15 protein-coding genes are annotated in these 17555 nt (G+C 64.6%); 10 read left to right on the plus strand and 5 right to left on the minus strand.

Annotation, left to right across the window (positions count from 1 at the left end; all coding sequences use genetic code 11):
• The first annotated feature begins 682 nt into the window (after nt 1-682).
• Together W911_RS05085 and W911_RS17210 are read left to right on the plus strand one after the other, a co-directional pair.
• Nucleotides 683-3805, plus strand: coding sequence for an Rne/Rng family ribonuclease (locus W911_RS05085; protein ID WP_023786444.1), 3123 nt, complete (start codon nt 683-685; stop codon nt 3803-3805).
• Nucleotides 3806-4239: 434 nt separating this feature from the next.
• A complete protein-coding gene (locus tag W911_RS17210) occupies nt 4240-4875 on the plus strand; it encodes a D-Ala-D-Ala carboxypeptidase family metallohydrolase (RefSeq protein ID WP_244438597.1) in 636 nt (211 codons plus the stop codon).
• 224 nt (nt 4876-5099) lie between these two features.
• Here the strand turns inward: W911_RS17210 and W911_RS05095 are convergent, their stop codons facing one another.
• Entirely contained in the window at nt 5100-6299 is a 1200-nt protein-coding gene (locus W911_RS05095; protein WP_023786446.1) for a pyridoxal phosphate-dependent aminotransferase, read from the minus strand.
• 316 nt (nt 6300-6615) lie between these two features.
• Here W911_RS05095 and W911_RS05100 point away from each other — a divergent pair, with 316 nt between their 5' ends.
• The 8 genes from W911_RS05100 (at nt 6616) to W911_RS05135 (ending at nt 14367) form a co-directional block, all read left to right on the plus strand.
• The gene (locus W911_RS05100; protein ID WP_023786447.1) at nt 6616-8046 is read left to right on the plus strand and encodes a M48 family metalloprotease; all 1431 of its coding nucleotides are present in this window, start codon (nt 6616-6618) and stop codon (nt 8044-8046) included.
• A gap of 69 nt (nt 8047-8115) precedes the next feature.
• A complete protein-coding gene (locus tag W911_RS05105) occupies nt 8116-8967 on the plus strand; it encodes a DsbA family protein (protein ID WP_023786448.1) in 852 nt (283 codons plus the stop codon).
• Between the two features lie 373 nt (nt 8968-9340).
• Complete coding sequence (gene aroQ, locus W911_RS05110) at nt 9341-9778, plus strand: type II 3-dehydroquinate dehydratase (protein ID WP_041317518.1); 438 nt, start codon at nt 9341-9343, stop codon at nt 9776-9778.
• Between the two features lie 70 nt (nt 9779-9848).
• Nucleotides 9849-10346, plus strand: a complete 498-nt coding sequence (gene accB, locus W911_RS05115) for an acetyl-CoA carboxylase biotin carboxyl carrier protein (protein WP_041317521.1) — start codon at nt 9849-9851, stop codon at nt 10344-10346.
• A 90-nt stretch (nt 10347-10436) separates the two neighbouring features.
• Nucleotides 10437-11777 carry an acetyl-CoA carboxylase biotin carboxylase subunit gene (gene accC, locus W911_RS05120; RefSeq protein WP_023786451.1) on the plus strand — a complete coding sequence of 447 codons (1341 nt, stop codon included), beginning with the start codon at nt 10437-10439 and terminating at the stop codon, nt 11775-11777.
• A gap of 156 nt (nt 11778-11933) precedes the next feature.
• A complete protein-coding gene (gene aat / locus W911_RS05125) occupies nt 11934-12617 on the plus strand; it encodes a leucyl/phenylalanyl-tRNA--protein transferase (RefSeq protein ID WP_023786452.1) in 684 nt (227 codons plus the stop codon).
• Nucleotides 12614-13504 carry an RsmD family RNA methyltransferase gene (locus W911_RS05130; protein WP_023786453.1) on the plus strand — a complete coding sequence of 297 codons (891 nt, stop codon included), beginning with the start codon at nt 12614-12616 and terminating at the stop codon, nt 13502-13504. Before aat ends, W911_RS05130 begins: the two co-directional genes overlap by 4 nt.
• On the plus strand, nt 13501-14367 hold the full coding sequence (locus W911_RS05135) for a TrmH family RNA methyltransferase (RefSeq protein ID WP_051388686.1): 867 nt from the start codon (nt 13501-13503) through the stop codon (nt 14365-14367). The genes W911_RS05130 and W911_RS05135 overlap by 4 nt, the downstream gene beginning before the upstream one ends.
• A gap of 145 nt (nt 14368-14512) precedes the next feature.
• Here W911_RS05135 and W911_RS05140 read toward each other — a convergent pair whose 3' ends face one another.
• From W911_RS05140 to W911_RS05155, 4 genes are all read right to left on the minus strand, one after another.
• Nucleotides 14513-14851 carry a GIY-YIG nuclease family protein gene (locus tag W911_RS05140; protein WP_023786455.1) on the minus strand — a complete coding sequence of 113 codons (339 nt, stop codon included), beginning with the start codon at nt 14849-14851 and terminating at the stop codon, nt 14513-14515.
• A 15-nt stretch (nt 14852-14866) separates the two neighbouring features.
• The gene (locus tag W911_RS05145; protein WP_023786456.1) at nt 14867-15616 is read right to left on the minus strand and encodes a glucose 1-dehydrogenase; all 750 of its coding nucleotides are present in this window, start codon (nt 15614-15616) and stop codon (nt 14867-14869) included.
• Between the two features lie 9 nt (nt 15617-15625).
• The gene (locus tag W911_RS05150) at nt 15626-16531 is read right to left on the minus strand and encodes a prephenate dehydratase (RefSeq protein ID WP_023786457.1); all 906 of its coding nucleotides are present in this window, start codon (nt 16529-16531) and stop codon (nt 15626-15628) included.
• 144 nt (nt 16532-16675) lie between these two features.
• Entirely contained in the window at nt 16676-17422 is a 747-nt protein-coding gene (locus W911_RS05155) for a 3-deoxy-manno-octulosonate cytidylyltransferase (protein WP_023786458.1), read from the minus strand.
• Nucleotides 17423-17555: the final 133 nt, after the last annotated feature.

The raw sequence follows: 17555 nt of genomic DNA on the forward strand, positions 1-17555 counted from the left end.
AGGTTGAGATCGGCGTAATGCCGGTCGCCGTATTCGCCAGGCAACGGAAGCAGACCATGCGCACGGGTTCGATGACACTTCGGTGCGTTCTTCAGCGTTCGGCGCAACGGCCCTCGATTTCGACGGGCCTCGCCGAAATGATCCGCCAGAGCGCACCGTCCTTCTACGTCACGATCCGTGCGCGGTCTCGGCAACGATGCGGCTTGCCCGGTCAGGCGCCGATGAAAGGGGTGCAAGCGGGCGAGCGAGGACACGGTTCCGGCTCTTGAGGCGGTTCGCCCAAAAATCCCCGGCTGGTTCCTTTCGTCCTGTCCGTGACGCGGCTCGGACCGCGTGCACGTCGTTCCGCTTTTCGGCCCGGTGTGTGCACGAGTTCGCTTGCCGCTTTCTGTTCCGGACGTTTCGTCCGGCCATCTTTGAACCCCGACTTAGGGATACCCCAACAGGGACCCATGCAGATCGACCGCTCAATCCCGTCTCATGCCTCCGGACCGATTTCGGCCCGGAGCGGCGCGCGCCCGGACCATCCGGCCGCCGCGACAGGAAGGGGCGCCCGACCAGATCAACCCATCGCCTTCCATTTCAACACAAAGGCGCGCGCCTCGACTTGGCCGCTTGACGCCTCCGGCCCCCTGGCCGGTTCCGGTGGTCCGGCCCGCCGGCGCGCAAAGGAAAAAGAAACATGGCACCTAACAAGATGCTTATCGATGCCACCCACCCGGAAGAAACTCGGGTGGTGGTGTTGCGCAACGGACGTGTAGAGGAATTCGATTACGAGAGCGCGGCGCGCAAGCTCCTTCGCGGCAATATCTATCTGGCCAAGGTTACGCGCGTAGAGCCTTCGCTGCAGGCGGCTTTCGTCGACTACGGCGGAAATCGCCACGGCTTCCTCGCCTTTAACGAAATCCATCCCGACTATTACCAGATCCCGATGGCCGACCGGCAGGCGCTCATCGAGGAGGAGGCGCTTGCCGAAGCCGAGGAGGAAGCTGCTGCCGATGCCCGGGCGGAAAGGCTCGCTCGCCGCCGGCGTTCTGGCGGCAGGGGCCGTTCGGCGTCCGGATCGGACGAGGATGCTGCACAGCGTGACGATGCGGGCGGAGCCGCTGACGGAGAGGATTCCGACGACGACGAAGAGGGCGCTCGGGTTGTCATGATCGAGGATGTCGGCGACGACGAAGACGACCTCGACGCTGACGACGACGAGCACCATGACGACGAACCTCACGACGACGGTGACGAAGACGAGCGCGGGCCGCAGACGATTGCCCAGGCCACGCAGCGCGACGACGTGCTGACGGAGGAGGTTTCGGACGCCGAGGCGCCGCAGGGCGGCAACGGCGGCGACCAGGACGCTGCAGCGCCTGAAGCCGTTTCCGGCGAAGCGGCTGTTGTCGAGGCGGCAGCGGAGGCCGATGCGGCCCGAGACACCTCGAATGGCGGCGATCACGACGAGGCCGGCGGGGTGCAAGAGGTTGCCAGCGTGGCCGTGGAGGCCGAGGCGGTCGAAAGCGTCGGCTCCGAGGACGCTCTCGAAGAACTGCCCTCGCGTCCGCGCCGCAGGCCGCGCAGCTATAAGATCCAGGAAGTCATCAAGCGCCGCCAGGTGATCCTGGTGCAGGTGGTCAAGGAAGAGCGCGGCAACAAGGGTGCGGCGCTTACCACCTACCTGTCGCTTGCCGGCCGCTACACCGTTTTGATGCCGAACACCGCGCGCGGCGGCGGCATCAGCCGCAAGATCACCCAACCGCAGGATAGGAAGCGCCTCAAGGCCATCGCGCAGGAGCTTGAGGTTCCTGAGGGTATGGGCCTGATCATCCGCACGGCGGGTGCAGCGCGCACCAAGCAGGAGATCAAGCGCGACTTCGAATATCTGCTGCGTTTGTGGGAGAGCGTGCGCGATCTCACGCTGGAATCCACCGCGCCGAGCCTCGTCTACGAGGAAGGCAACCTGATCAAGCGTTCGATCCGCGATCTTTACAACAAGGACGTGGACGAAATCGTCGTTGCCGGCGACCATGCCCACAAGGACGCCAAGGACTTCATGCGCATGCTCATGCCGAGCCATGCCAAGAACGTTCTGGCTCATCAGGACGCCGAGCCGCTGTTCACCAAATACGGCATCGAGCGGCAGCTCAACGCCATGTTCAGCCCTTACGTCACGCTGAAGAGCGGGGGCTATCTCGTCATCAACCAGACGGAAGCGCTCGTCGCCATCGACGTCAACTCCGGCAAGGCGACGCGTGAGTTCTCCATCGAGGAAACCGCGCTCAACACCAACCTCGAAGCGTCCGACGAGATTGCGCGCCAGCTCAAGCTGCGCGATCTTGCGGGCCTGATCGTGATCGACTTCATCGACATGGAGGAGAAGCGCAACAACCGCGCCGTCGAACGGCGGCTGAAGGATGCGCTGCGTTTCGATCGCGCCCGGATCCAGCTCGGCCGCATCAGCCATTTCGGCCTTATGGAGATGAGCCGCCAGCGCTTGCGCTCGGGCGTTCTCGAAGGCTCCACGTCTCAGTGCCCGCACTGTCAGGGCACCGGCATCATTCGCTCGACCGAGAGCGTGGCGCTGGCGGTTCTGCGCGGACTGGAGGATGCGCTGATGGCGGGTGCGCGCACGTCGCTCGTCGCAACGACGACGTCGGCGGTCGCACTCTATATCCTCAACAACAAGCGTCATTTCATCAACGAGATGGAGACGCGCCACGGGATCTTCGTCACGGTGCAGGCCAGCGATAAGCTGCAGGGCGCCAATTTCGTGATCGAAAAGGGACAGACTGCGCCGGTCGCCTCACGCCGTCCGGACCGGGCTGCCGTCAATATGGATTGGGGCTTCGAGGGCGAAACGTTCGAGGCCGACGCAGATGCCGGAGACGGCGAAGCCGAACAGCCGCGCGCGGCTCGCGAAGAAGGTGGACGCGAGGGTGGACGCCGTCGCCGCCGGCGGCGTGGACGCCGGGACGGGGGCCGTTCGGAGATGCGCGGCGGGCGCGACGAGGCCGAGCTCGGTTATGACGACCAGGACGACGAGCACGTGGGCGGCGAGGATGCCGGGCCGGTAGAGGTCGTCGACGACGACGATGACGGCTACGCGGACGATGCGCCGGCGCCGCGCGAGGCGCGTAGCGAAGGTTCGGAAGAGGGTGGTAACGGACGCCGCCGGCGCCGCGGACGTCGCGGCGGGCGGAGGGGTCGCGATCGGGCGCGGGGTGCAAACGGGAGTGCCGACGCGCACGAGGCAACGGACAATGCAGACGCGGCAGACAGTGTCGCGCCGGGGAACGGTTCGGACGCTCAGGCCGGGGATCAGGGTGCCGATACCTTTCAGCCCGAAGCTCTCCAGGTTGATGGCGAGGTTGCGGTCGATGACGTCGTGGCTGCTGAGGTCGTGACGGAAGACGCCGCCGAGCGCAGCGAGCCGCGTCGCTCGTCGCCGCGGCGTCGGTCGTCCGAGGCCAAAGCTGCGGAGGCCGATGCTGCCGATGCGCCCGAGGCTGCGCCAAGCAGCGAGGCCGAGGCGGCAACGGACGCCGAGGAGGCACCCGCTCCGACAAGATCTCGCCGCTCGGCAGGGGCTGCTCAGGCCGAAAAGGCCGAGAGTGTCGCTGCGGTACCCGAGGAGACCGCGCCTCCTGCAGTGGAGGACTCCGTGGTGGCGCGTGTGCGTGCCCGAAGCGAGGCATCGTCCGAGCCGAAGCTCGAACGCGTCGTCGTTTCGTCCGGCGAAGCCTCTGCTGCGGAGATCAGTGCGGAAGAATCGCCGGTGCGCCGTGGCTGGTGGCAGCGGCGTCTCGGAAGCTGAACGCAGACCGGATTCCCGCTGCAATAACAGTGTTTCAGAGTGATTTTACGGGCCAGACAAGTTGTCTGGCCCGTTTCGCTTTCGTGCGCATCTCATTGAGACGCGACAATTTTACCCGGTTGAGCTGTCACGCTGCTGGAATTACAGCGGGTTCCGTCAACAGGGGGGAGACCGGGTTTTCGCCGGGTCACATTTTCACCAAACGCGATTGGTGATTGCCGCTCCGTTGCGTCCAGTAGTGGGTGGGATCAGGAGCACGACGCAAGTCCTCCAGCTGGATACTCACGACGCTCAAGCGAGCCGGTCGGACAATCCATTCCGATCGCGTGGTTTCGCTTGGCGCAATCTCAGTGCGTCCTGCGCCTGACCTTGATGGGGACTGATTGTTTCTCAGGGTTTCCATGCGGGACGAAGTAAAAACAAGGGAGTTTTATATGAGTGCACGTTATTTTGCTGCCGTCCTGGGGATGGGCGCTGCAGTGTGCCTCGCGGCGCCGGCCGAAGCCCGGCACGACAACGGTCCGGTCAGCTCGCAGTACGAGCAGAACTCGCCCCGCTACAAATCGAAGGCCGCACAGCGCAATACGAAGCAAGCGCGTCGCGGCGTGCAATCGCGCCGGGCCGCGCAAACGCGTCGCGCCGGAAGCGGCAAGCAGGCCCGTGGCCGGGCCGCTCAGACACGGACGCAGGCAAAACGCTCGGCCGGCATGAACAAGGTCGCGTCGCGGGCTGTCACGGCAGGCCGCTCCAGCGGCGGCGGCGCTTCGCGCAGCTGCCTGACGCCGGCAGCGCGCGGTCTTCTCGGCCGCATCGAGGCGCAGTTCGGCGCCGTGCAGGTGATTTCGACCTGCCGTCCCGGCGCTAAGATCCGCAACACCGGCCGGCCGTCGCGCCACGCGTCGGGCAATGCTGTCGACTTCAACGCCGGTGGCCGCAAGGCTGCGATCATTGCCTGGCTCCGCGCCAACCACCACAGCGGCGGCACCATGACGTACGCCCGCATGAACCACATCCACGTGGACATCGGCCCGCGCTTCGTGTCGCTCAATCACGGCGGTCGTCGCGGCTAATCGATCTGTTCGATGATCGGAAAAGGGAGCGCTTGCCGCTCCCTTTTTTGTGTTCGAACACAAGCTGAGAGAAGCATCGCTCAAAGTGCGTGGTGCTTTGTGGATGGCCGGCGCATTTGCGCCGGGTCGCCTTGCTCCCGGGCGCTTCGCGCCGTCTTCTTTTTGTTTTCGGAGAAGCTGCGCTCAAAGCGGGGTGCTGTGGCCGAAGGTTTGGGCCGCGCGGCTTAGCGTTTAAGGCGCGGCCAGGCTTTGAGACGGCGGGCGGCTTCGGCCATGTTGCTTTCGGTCCCGGCATAGGAAAACCGCAGGTAACGGTTGCCGCGGCTTTCATCGAAGTCGAGGCCGGGTGTGACGGCGACGCCGATGTCTTCCAGCATCGCGCTTGCGAAGGCGAGCGCGTCGTCGGTGAAGGCGGAGACGTCGGCGTAGAGATAGAAAGCACCATCCGCGGGGGCTAGGGCCGAGAGGCCGGCTTCGGGTAGCGCATCGAGAAGCAGCGCGCGATTGCGTGCGTATGTCTCGCGGTTGCGTTCGAGTTCGCCCACGCCGTCGAAAGCGCCGAGGGCGGCCACCTGGGAGGCGGCGGGCGCGGAGATGAAGAAATTCTGCTGAAGCCGCTCGACGGTGCGCACGAGCGCGGGCGGCACCACGAGCCAGCCGACCCGCCAGCCGGTCATTGCGTGATACTTCGAGAAGCTGTTGATGACGATGACCTCGTCGGACACGGAGAGGGCGGTCGTCGCGGGCGCTTCGTAGGTGAGCCCGTGGTAGATTTCGTCCGAGATGAACCAGAGGCCGTTCGCATCCGCAAAGCCGATGAGCGCGGCGAGGCGGTCGGGCTCGATCATGGTGCCGGTGGGGTTGGCGGGGCTCGCGATCAGGAGGCCGCCGAGGCTTTCGCGCTTGTGAAGGGCGGCGAGATCGTCGGGCGTGGGCATCCAGCGTGTTTCGGGACCGGTTTCGATCAGCGGCGTGCGGCAGCCGAGCGCGGACAGGATGTGGCGATAGCAAGGATAGCCGGGCGAGGGCAGGGCCACGCGTGTACCGGCGTCGAAGACGGCGAGGAACGCGAGAAGGAACGCCGCCGACGATCCAGAGCAGACGACAATGCGGCTTTCGTCGACCTTGACGCCGTAGCGTTCGCGATAGCTTGCCGCGATGCGGGCGCGGAGCGTATCGTTGCCAAGCGCTGCCGTGTACCCCAGCGTTTCGGTGTCGAGCGCGGCACGGACGGCGGCGCGGGCCGTTTCCGGTGCGGGCGTTCCGGGCTGACCCACTTCCATGTGAATGATGGAGCGGCCCTGCCGTTCCAACTCGGCCGCGGCCCGCATCACGTCCATGACGATGAAGCTTGCGACGTTGCTGCGCTGAGATGGTGAGCGGCCGCTTCCGGATGCTGTTTTCCGGCCGAGATCGTCAGTCATGGGTCTTTGTCCGGTCTCGCGAAAAAAATGACGTGTCAAATGCCTGACGGATGTCTCCCTGCGGGATGATCCAGACGCCGAGACTGGCCTTCCTTTGGCCGCATTGACGCCCGCTCATGCGCGTCGAACCGGGAACGGAACGGTCGTGTCTCGCGGGGAATTCGCTGGGCTTATAGGTGGCGTAAGGTCTTCTGGCCAGCACCCGTGTCCGTGGCCTTGCGTCCACCGCGTCTCTATGCCCATTTAGCGGTGAGCGAAGCGGTGCGGACGGCGAGGCTGCGATCGGTTCGCGTTCCTTCGAGCGATCCGGAGAGCCATGGATACGACCATCCGCAGATTGGGGACGACGTGGATGTCCCGCGCGCGCGCCGGTCTTCGCGCGGCCGCCACGCTCGGCTTCATGACGGCAACGGCTGCAACGCTTTATCCAACGTCGGAAGCCGAAGCTCAGGGTATCTCGCTCATCCGCGATACCGAGATCGAAGCGCTGCTCAACGATTATTCGCAGCCGATCTTTCGTGCAGCGGGGCTCGGCACCGGGCGCGTCAAGGTGCGGATCGTCAATAGCGATTCCTTCAACGCGTTCGTCATGGACGGGCGCAACGTGTTCATGCACACCGGCACGCTGATGCAAGCCGATACGCCGAACGAGGTGATCGGCGTGCTCGCGCACGAGGCGGGGCATATCGCGGGCGGGCACATGGCCTCGCTTCGCGCGCGCATCGCGAAAGATCAAACGCGTTCGCTGCTCGTGCAACTCCTCGGCATCGGCGCGATGATCGGCGGCGCGATGGCGGGTGGCGATGCGGGCCGCGAGATCGGAAGCGCCGGCCAGGGCGTGATGATGGGCGGTAACGAGGTTATCATGCGCGGCCTCACGGCGGAGCGCCGGTCGCAGGAATCCGCGGCCGACCAGGCCGGTCTCGGATACCTCAACGCGACCGGACAATCCGGCCTCGGGATGCTGAAGACATTCGAACGCTTCGCGGGGCAGGAGCTGTTCATGGATGCGCATCGCGATGCGTTCGCGCGGACCCACCCCGTGGCCACGGACCGCCTGGCGCGTCTCCGGCAACTCGTCGAGACGTCTCCCAACTACAACGTCAAGGATCCGCCGGATCTGCAACTTCGCCACGACATGGTTCGCGCCAAGATTTCGGGATACCTGGAGCCTCCGTCGGTGGTGTTCAATCGCTACCCTCATTCGAACACGAGCCAGCCCGCGCGCTATGCCCGCTCCATCGCCTCGTTCAGGCAGGGCGCAGGCGGCGTCGAGCAGGGTCTTGCCGGGGCCGACGCGCTCATCCGGGATTTTCCCAACAACCCCTACTTCTGGGAGCTCAAGGGCGATATTCTGCACAAGTCGGGCCGGTCGCGCGAAGCGATCGCGCCGCTTCGCCGGGCGCTTCAGATGCATAAGGGCGGGGCGACGCTGGTGCGCGTGCAGCTTGCGCAATCGATGATCCAGACCAAGGACCCGGCGCTCGCCGACGAAGCCGTCAAGCTTCTGCGGCAGGCGGTGCAGACGGAGCCGGACAACGCCACCGCCCATAACGCGCTGGGGCAGGCCTATTACGACAAGGGCCAGTTCGCGCAATCCGAGCTGGCGCGCGCGCAGGGTCTTTTCTATGTTGGCGCCGTCAAGCAGGCGCAGGAATTCGCCAAGCGTGCGCAGGGCGGCCTCAAGGCCGGCTCGCCGGATTGGGTCAAGGCGGACGATATCATCAACTATAAGCCGCAGACCTGAGGTCGGTTTTCAACCCTTCCAGTTTACGGCGCGACGTAAAACGCCCGCGCCCCGATTTATGGAGTCCTTATGACGCGACCCAATCCCAACACGACGCAGCCGAAATCCGGCCTCGGCATCGGCGCGATTGCCGGCGCGGCCCTGGTTGCCGGCTTCGGCATCTGGCTCGCGTTCGGGGATAAATTGTCGGAACATAGTGCGGTGAGCCCGGCGCTTGCGGGGGCTGCGGCGGCCCAGTTCTCGCCCGAACAGCGGAGCGCGATCGAAGGCATCGTCAAAGAGTACCTGATCGAGAACCCGGAAATCCTGTTCGAGGTGCAGAGCGCGCTTGAGAGCAAGCTTGCGAAGGAGGAGGCGGAGCGCACGAAGTCGCTCGTCTCGTCGCATGCCAAAGACATCTATCGCTCGCCGGGCGCGCCGGTTGCGGGCAACCCGGACGGCGACATCACGGTCGTCGAGTTCTTCGATTACAACTGCGGCTACTGCAAGCGCGGCCTCTCCGATATCGCCAAGCTGATCGAGTCCGACGATCGGGTGCGGGTGGTGTTCAAGGAGTACCCGATCCTGCGCGAAGAATCCGAGCAGGCGGCCCGTGTGGCGCTCGCCGCGGGCATCCAGGGCAAATACTGGGAGGTGCATCGGGACATGATGGCCACGCGCGGGCTGGTTAACGAGGCTGTCGGTCTCAAAATCGCCGAGAAGCACGGGCTCGACCTCGAAAAGCTCAAGGCGGACATGAAGGGCCCAGTCGTCCAGGGCGAGCTGGACCGGGTGAAGGATCTGACCAAAACCCTTTCGATCAACGGGACGCCGCATTTCCTCATCGGTGACCGGGCCATCGGCGGGGCGCCGGAGAATCTCCACGAGATGCTCGCCAAGCACGTGGCGGAACTCCGGAAAGAGGGCTGCAGCTACTGCTAGCACCCGATCCGGCTTCCGCTTTTTAGGCGTGACGTAGACTTAACGCCTCGGGCCCGCCAAGCCCGGGGCGTTCGTCATGTGGGCTGCCCTGAATTTGCCCTGCAACCTTGAGCTTGGCGGCCTTTCGCGGCTGCGGTAAAGCTGCTAGGGACATTCATGCACATCGTCCGTGTGCCGGGCCTTTCCGGCAGGCGGGGAGGATGTGCTTGCCGGTGCGTGCGCCAATCGCACGGCGCCGGCGTTCATCCTAGAGTCTTTCCGCTTTTCTTCGAATCGCGAAAAGATTCTAATTCTCTATTTTGTCGTGCTTCTTATCGGAAAACCGGTTCCCACTTTTCCGGAAGCACTCTGGGACATCTCAAGACCTCGCGACATGGCAAAACCCGTTTTCGTTCTCAACGGTCCGAACCTGAATATGCTGGGCCAGCGCGAGCCGGAGGTTTACGGGCGCGAGACACTGGACGACGTGCGCACGCGTGTGGAAGCGCGAGCGGCAAAGCTGGGGCTCACGGTCGATTTCCGTCAGTCGAATACGGAAGGCGAGATTATCGGGTGGATCCAGGAGGCACGCGGAGCGGCGTCCGGCATCGTCCTCAATGCGGGCTCGCTCACGCATTCCTCGATCGGCATTCTCGACGCGCTCAACGCTGCGGAGTTGCCGGTCATCGAGGTGCATCTCTCGAACATTTTTCGCCGGGAGGAATTCCGGCATCGGTCTTACGTTTCGCTCGCTGCCAAGGGCGTGATCTGCGGACTTGGCGCACAGGGCTACGAGCTTGCGCTCGACGCTATGGCCAATCTCACGGCATGAGCCTCTCGTGAAACCGAAACACAAAGCGAAAGACAGCGACAAGAAGCCGAAAGGGAAGGGGCTAGCGCGCATGACGGCGAAAGACGAAGCCGAGAAACCGAGCAGCGAGCAGCGGCTGATCCGCGAGCTTGCAGAGCTTTTGAACGACACGGGACTCTCGGAAATCGAGATCGAGAAGAGCGGTCTCAAGATCCGGGTTGCGCGCTCGCTCACGGTTGCGGCCGCCGTCGCGCCCGCTGCACCGCAGTTCCAGGCGCCTGTCGCGCCGCCGCTTCCGGCTGCTGCGGGTGCCGCCGCTCCGGGGGCTCCCGCAGGCAACGATCCCGCGAAGCATCCGGGCGCCGTAAAGTCGCCGATGGTGGGCACGGCTTACCGCTCATCCGACCCCAAGGCCGCTCCGTTCATCGAAGTGGGCAGCCGCGTGCAGCAGGGCGACACGCTTCTCATCATCGAAGCGATGAAGACCATGAATCAGATTCCCGCGCCGCGCGCGGGCTCCGTCACGGCCATCCTGTTCGAGAACGGACAGCCCGTGGAGTTCGGCGAGCCGCTCGTGATCATCGAATAAGGGAGACGGGGAACCGGCAGCGGGCATGATGGCGACGGGCTCGTTTCCCAATCGCCTCCGGTCCGGATGGCCATGGCCTTATGAAAACGAATGTTCGACAAAGTTCTGATTGCCAACCGGGGTGAGATCGCGCTGCGTATCCAGCGTGCGTGCAAGGAACTCGGTATCGCTACAGTGGCGGTTCATTCGACGGCGGATGCGGATGCCATGCATGTCCGGCTTGCCGACGAGAGCGTGTGCATCGGGTCGCCGCCGGCTTCCGACAGCTATCTCAACATTCCGCGCCTGCTCGCCGCCTGCGAGATCACGGGTGCGGATGCGGTGCATCCCGGCTACGGGTTCCTGTCGGAGAACGCCCGTTTCGCTGAGATCCTGGAAGAGCATTCGATTACGTTTATCGGGCCTACGTCCGAGCACATCCGGATCATGGGCGACAAGATCCAGGCCAAGGAAACGGCGAAGAAACTCGGCATTCCCGTCGTGCCCGGCTCCGACGGCGCGGTCAGAAGCGAAGCCCAGGCGATGAAGATCGCCAAGGAGATGGGCTTTCCCGTGCTGATCAAGGCGACGGCGGGCGGCGGCGGGCGTGGCATGAAGGTTGCGCATTCGGCGGCCGATCTCGGCATTGCGCTCGCGACGGCGAAATCAGAGGCGAAGGCCGCGTTCGGCAACGATTCCGTCTACATCGAAAAGTATCTGCAGAAGCCGCGTCATATCGAGATCCAGGTTTTCGGCGACGGCAAGGGCAATGCGGTGCATCTCGGCGAGCGCGATTGCTCGCTTCAGCGGCGCCACCAGAAAATCCTTGAGGAGAGTCCGTCTCCGGCTCTCAACGCGGAAGCGCGCGAACGGATCGGGAATGTCGTCGCCAACGCGATGCGCGAGATCAAGTACCGCGGCGCGGGCACGGTGGAGTTTCTCTACGAGGACGGCGAGTTCTATTTCATCGAGATGAACACGCGCCTTCAGGTCGAGCATCCGGTGACGGAGCAGATCACGGGCATCGATCTCGTGTTGGAGCAGATCCGCGTGGCATCCGGCGGGCACCTCAGCTTCAAGCAGGAGGACATCACCTTCTCCGGCCACGCCATCGAATGCCGGATCAATGCCGAGAACCCGCGGACGTTCCGCCCTTCGCCAGGGCAAATTACCTACTGGCATCCGCCGGGCGGGCTCGGCGTGCGCGTCGATAGTGGCGTCTATCAGGGCTATCGGATCCCGCCGTTCTACGACAGCCTCATCGGCAAGCTTATCGTGCACGGCAAGAACCGCAACGAATGCCTGATGCGGCTTCGGCGCGCCCTCTCGGAGTTCGTGATCGACGGGATCGAGACCACCATTCCGCTGTTCAACGAGTTGATCCGCCAGCCCGACATTACGAACGGGCTTTACGACATCCACTGGCTCGAAAAATATCTCGGAAAGTCCTAATATCGGGAATCGCGGACGCCGGTGGGATCGGCGCCGCGGTTCGCGCGTCGGATCGGCATGGCGTGCTTATCGGATGCCGGGTGCGCTTTGACCGGCTGTGAGCCGGTTTCCGCATTTGTGAAAGTACGCATTTGCGAAAGTACTGTGGGAGCTTTGATGGCGTCGCGCGACGACATCATGATCGAGATTACGCCGCAGGTCCTGCTCAAGGCCTATAGCTGCGGAATCTTTCCCATGGCCGAAAGCGCGGACGATCCGGCGCTTTACTGGATCGAGCCTCAGCATCGGGGCATCCTGCCCCTGGACGATGTGCACGTGCCGCGCCGCCTCGCCAAGACGGTGCGCGCGGGCGCGATGCGGGTGACCGTCGATACGGACTACGAGGGCGTGATCGAGGGGTGCGCGGCCGAGCGGGTTGGGCGGCGCTCCACGTGGATCAACGGGCGGATCCGCGGGCTCTACCGGGATCTCTTCCGGCTCGGGCATTGTCACACTGTCGAAGTGTGGGACGAGGATCGGCTGGTCGGTGGGCTCTATGGCGTGGCGCTCGGCGGGGCGTTCTTCGGCGAAAGCATGTTCTCCTATGAAAGGGACGCGTCGAAGATCGCGCTGGTGCATCTGGCGGGCCGGCTGATCGCGGGGGGATTTACGATGCTCGATACGCAGTTCGTCACCGATCATCTGCGCCAGTTCGGAACGATCGAGATCGATCGCGACGCTTTCCATCTTCAACTCGACGAAGCGCTCAAGTTGTCCGCGGACTTCATGCGGTTGCCGCTCGATACATCGGGGCAGGATATTCTCGACATTATCGCCGCGACACGGGATGCGGCGTCTTGAGCGGCCTCAACCTTATTCGCACCGAGGGCCCGTCGGGTTATGCGCTGATCGACAGCGGCGCCGGGCGAAAGCTCGAACGGTTCGGCAGCATCGTCGTGGACCGGCCCGAGCCGCAGGCGCTGTGGTGCCGCTCGCTCGGCACGGAAGCCTGGGGCGCGGCGCACGGCGTTTTCTCCGCCTCCGGCGACGACGAGGAAAAGGGCAAGTGGCGGCTCGACAAGCGTGTGCCGGAAAGCTGGCCGGTTGCCGTGCGGGACGTGACGCTGACCTGCCGTCTCCGCGGGCTTTGGCATCTCGGACTGTTTCCGGAGCAGCTTCCGCACTGGGAGTGGATGCTCGGCGAGATCGCGCGCGTGGAGGGCGAGCGGCCGCGCGTCTTGAACCTTTTCGCCTACACGGGGGCCGCCTCGCTGCTGGCGGCGCGCGCCGGGGCGGAGGTGACGCATGTGGATGCGTCGAAGGCCGCGATCCAGTGGGCTCGGGACAATCAGGCGGCGTCGGGCCTTGGCGATGCGCCGATCCGCTGGATTTTGGACGACGCGGCAAAGTTCGTGGCGCGCGAAGCCCGGCGCGGGCGCACGTACCATGTGATCCTCGTCGATCCGCCGAAGTTCGGGCGCGGGCCGGGCGGAGAGGTGTGGGATCTGTTCCAGAGCTTGCCGGATTTGTTAAAGACGATCGTCTCGCTGCTCGCGCCGGACCGTTCGGCGATGATCCTCACCGTCTATGCCATTCGCGCGTCCGCGCTTGCGTTCGAGCAACTTGCGGCCGACGTGCTCCGCGGGCGCGGCGGGCATTTCGATACCGGCGAGCTTGCACTCGCGGTCCGCGGCGAGCCGCAACGGCCCGCGGTTCCGACCTCGCTTTTCGTGCGGTGGACATCATGAGCAAGAATAAGCCGCGCCCATCCCAGGCTCGTGCATCTCAATCTCGCACGTCGCAACCGCGCGCTCCGCGCGTCATTACGAGTTTGACCAACGAGCGGGTGAAGGCGATCCGCGCGCTGGATATGCGCAAGGAGCGCCGCGAGACGGGGCTGTTCCTGGCGGAGGGCACGTCGATCCTGGAGACGGCGCGGGCTGCCGAATTCGTTCCGCAAACGCTCGTGTATCAGGCGGGATCGGCGTCGAGCCTCGTTGCGCGCCTGTTGATCTCGTGGGCGCTCGAAGCCGGTGGAGAGGTTCTCGAAGTTTCGCAAGCCGTGCTTTCGAAGCTGTCGTCGAAGGACAATCCGCAGTCCATGATCGGCGTGTTCCAGCAGAAGTGGGCGACGTTGCCCGAGCGGCCTGCGCGTGGAGATACGTGGCTCGCGCTCGAAGAGATCCGCGATCCCGGCAATCTCGGCACCATCATTCGCACGGCGGACGCGGTGGGCGCCAAGGGCATCATCCTGATCGGCAATACCTGCGATCCTTATTCGCGCGAAGCCGTGCGTGCGACGATGGGTTCGGTGTTCGACATGCCGCTTGCGAAAGTTTCGCGTGAGGAATTCCTCGTATGGCGGGCATCGTGGCCGGGCGATGTGGTGGGTTTGCATCTCGATGCGCGGGACGACTTCCGGCATGCGGCTTACAAGGATCCCGTGCTTCTGCTCATGGGCAGCGAGGGGCCGGGGTTATCGGAGAGCTTGACGCGCTCATGCTCGCGGCTCGTGAAAATCCCGATGGCGGGGAAGCTCGACAGCCTCAACCTCGCCGTTGCAACGGCGCTGTCGCTGTATCAGATCCGCGGCGATGCGCTGAGCATTTGACGATGGTGGCGGTGCGGAGGTGAGCTCTCGTGCTGCTCTTACGTATCTTGGCACCGGCCTTCGCCGGTGTGACGTTGGATTTGTGGCGGGCGGTTGCCACACCCCGTCCGTCACCCCGCCGAAGGGCGGGGGCCAGATACCTCGATCATTGTTCGCCAGTCTCTCGTTGCAGATCGGCGGGTCCGAACGCGATTTCGCCTGATGTGGCGTCAAAGAGATCTTGCCATTCCAGGTTCATGGTCTCGATCAAACGGATTTTCCAAATCCGCTGCCACTCCTTAAGCTGCTTCTCGCGCCGAATGGCCTCCGTTAGGAGATCGTGCATCTCGTAGTAAACGAGATGCTTCACGCCATGTTTTTTCGTGAAGCCGGGCACAAGCCCCTGAGTGTGCTCGGCCATGCGCTTATGAAGATCGCTCGTCACCTCGACGTAGAGAGTGCCGTTTCGCCTGCCGGCGAGAATGTAGACGCAGGGGCGTTTCATGACACATGGAGTGTGTCAGATGCACCGTCCGCCGTCGACTTCGATGGCGATGCCGGTGATGAAGTGCGAGGCGGGGTCGGCGAGGAACAGTGCGGCGTTGGCGATGTCGGAGGGCTTCGACATGCGCCCGAGCGGAATGCCCGCGACGAAGCGTGCGCGGTTTTCGGCCGTGTCGGCCGTTCCCATGAACTCTTCGAGAAGGCCGGTTTCGCCGATCACGGGATTGATGGCGTTGACGCGGATGTTCTTCGGCGCAAGCTCGGCTGCCATCGATTTCGTCAGCGTGATCACCGCGCCTTTCGAGCCGTTGTACCAGGTGAGGCCGGGGCGTGGCCTCAGGCCCGCTGTCGACGCCGTGTTGACGATCGAGCCGCCACCGCGTTTTTCAAGCTCGGGCACGGCCGCGAGCGTCATGAGGTAGATCGACTTTACGTTGACGGCGTAGATGCGGTCGAATTCGTCCTCGCTCACCGTCATCAGCGACTGGTTGCGATGCGTTGCGCCCGCGTTGTTGACGACGATGTCGAGGCCACCGAACGCGTTGACCGTCGTTTCGACGAGACGCGTCACGTCGTCTTTTTTCGAAACGTCGGCGGCGACGGACAGAGCGCCGTTGCCGATTGCGGCGGCGGTTGCTTCGGCGCGCGCGGCGTCGATGTCGGCTACGACGACTTTCGCGCCTTCGGCTGCGAACGCGTCCGCGATGCCGCGTCCGAAGCCGGATGCGGCTCCGGTGACGATGGCGATCTTATCGGTCAATCTCATTGCGATCTCTCAGCGGACGCTGCCGCCTGGGGCGACGGGAGGAGCCGCAGCTTCGGCCGCCTCGATCCGGTAGGGGCTTGCGAGATAGGTGCCGAGCAGGCGAACCTCGGTCGAGAAGAACGACAGCTCCTCCAGCGCGAGTTGGACGGAGCGATCGCGCGGGTGTCCTTCGATGTCGGCGTAGAACATGGTCGCGTTGAACGTGCCTTCGAGCTGATAGCTTTCGAGCTTCGTCATGTTGACGCCGTTGGTGGCAAACCCGCCGAGCGCCTTGTAGAGCGCGGCCGGGACGTTGCGGACGCGGAACAGGAAGGTGGTCACGACGGGGCCGTCGTCGGGCTCCGCGTCGTCGGGGTCTTTTGCCAGAATGAGGAAGCGCGTCGTGTTGTGCGCTTCGTCCTCGATGTCGGCGCTCAGGACGTCGAGGCCATAGATTTCGGCTGCGAGACGGGACGCGATGGCGGCGAGGGTGGGCTCGCCCTGTTCCGCCACGATCCGGGCCGATCCCGCGGTGTCCGCCTCGGGTACGGGGGTGAGGCCGAGCGTGCGGAGCGCCTTGCGGCACTGGCCGAGCGCCTGGGTGTGGCTCAGCACCTTCTTGATGGTGGCGAGGGACGCGCCCTTCACGCCCAGCAGCTGGTGGCGCACGCGCAGGAAGTGCTCGCCCACGATGTAGAGATCCGCACCGGGAAGCAGGTGATGGATGTCCGCTACGCGGCCGGCCACCGAGTTCTCGATCGGGATCATCGCGAAGCGTACGTCGCCGGACTTCACGGCCGCCAGGGCGTCCTCGAAGGTCGGATAGGGGATGGCTTCGAGGTCCGGGAACGCCTCCGCGCAGGCGAGGTGAGAATTCGCGCCCGGCTCACCCTGATAGGCGATGCGAGGGGGCGTGGCGTCGGCGGACTGGGGCATGATGAGGACTCGGGCTTTGGGTCAGGAAGGGCGACGAAGGAAGTGCAGGATTGTGCGGACACGCGCAGCGGCGCGCCCGCCATCAAAATCGAAACGGCCGCGCGAACTTCAAATCTTTTCTCGGATCGCCGCAATGCACGGTGGTTATGCCCGCTTCGCCTTCCTGACGAGCTTGCGTGCCCGTTCGAGGTCGTCGGGAGTATCGACACCGAGGGGAACAGTGTCAACGATGGCCACGTCGATACGCATGCCGTCCTCCAGCGCACGGAGCTGCTCCAGCTTCTCGCGCGTTTCGAGATACGAGGGCGGCAACGAGACGAACCGCTCGATGGCGGTGCGCCGGTAGGCGTAAAGGCCGATGTGGTGGAACAGCGGTCCGTCGCCGTGGGGTGCGGTCGCGCGCGTGAAGTAAAGGGCGCGCAGGCGGTTCTTCTCGGGGAGAGGCGTGCCGACGATCTTCACCACGTTGGGGTTCGTGCGTTCGTCGGGATCGGTGATCTCGGCTGCGAGGGTCGCGATGTCGGGACCTTTGACGTCGAGGGCGGACGCGCATTCGCGGATAAGGGCCGGGTCGATGGTCGGGAGATCGCCCTGCAGGTTGACGACGATGTCCGCCTCCGATTCCGGATCGATGCGGCTCAAAGCCTCGAAGATGCGGTCGGAGCCCGAGACGTGGTCGGGCCGGGTGATCATGGCCTCGCCCCCGGCGGAGCGCACGGCGTTCACGATTTCGTCCGAGTCGGCGGCCACGACCACGCGCCCCATGGCCGCGTCGTGGGCCTTGCGCCAGACGTGGACGATCATCGGCTCGCCTTCGATGTCGGCGAGAGGCTTGTCGGGCAGTCGGGTCGAGGCCATGCGGGCCGGTATGATGATCAGGGCTCTCGTCATCGTGGGCTCTCCGTCGCGTTTCCGGCCCCGGGCTGCCCCCAGTTCGGACACTTGGTCCTATGGAAGCGGGGCCCCCATGGAAGCAGGATGTCGATGGCCTGTCCCGTGCGGGCGGGCAGACGATCCGAGGCCC

This window comes from Hyphomicrobium nitrativorans NL23 (assembly GCF_000503895.1).
Classification (GTDB): Bacteria; Pseudomonadota; Alphaproteobacteria; order Rhizobiales; family Hyphomicrobiaceae; genus Hyphomicrobium_C; species Hyphomicrobium_C nitrativorans.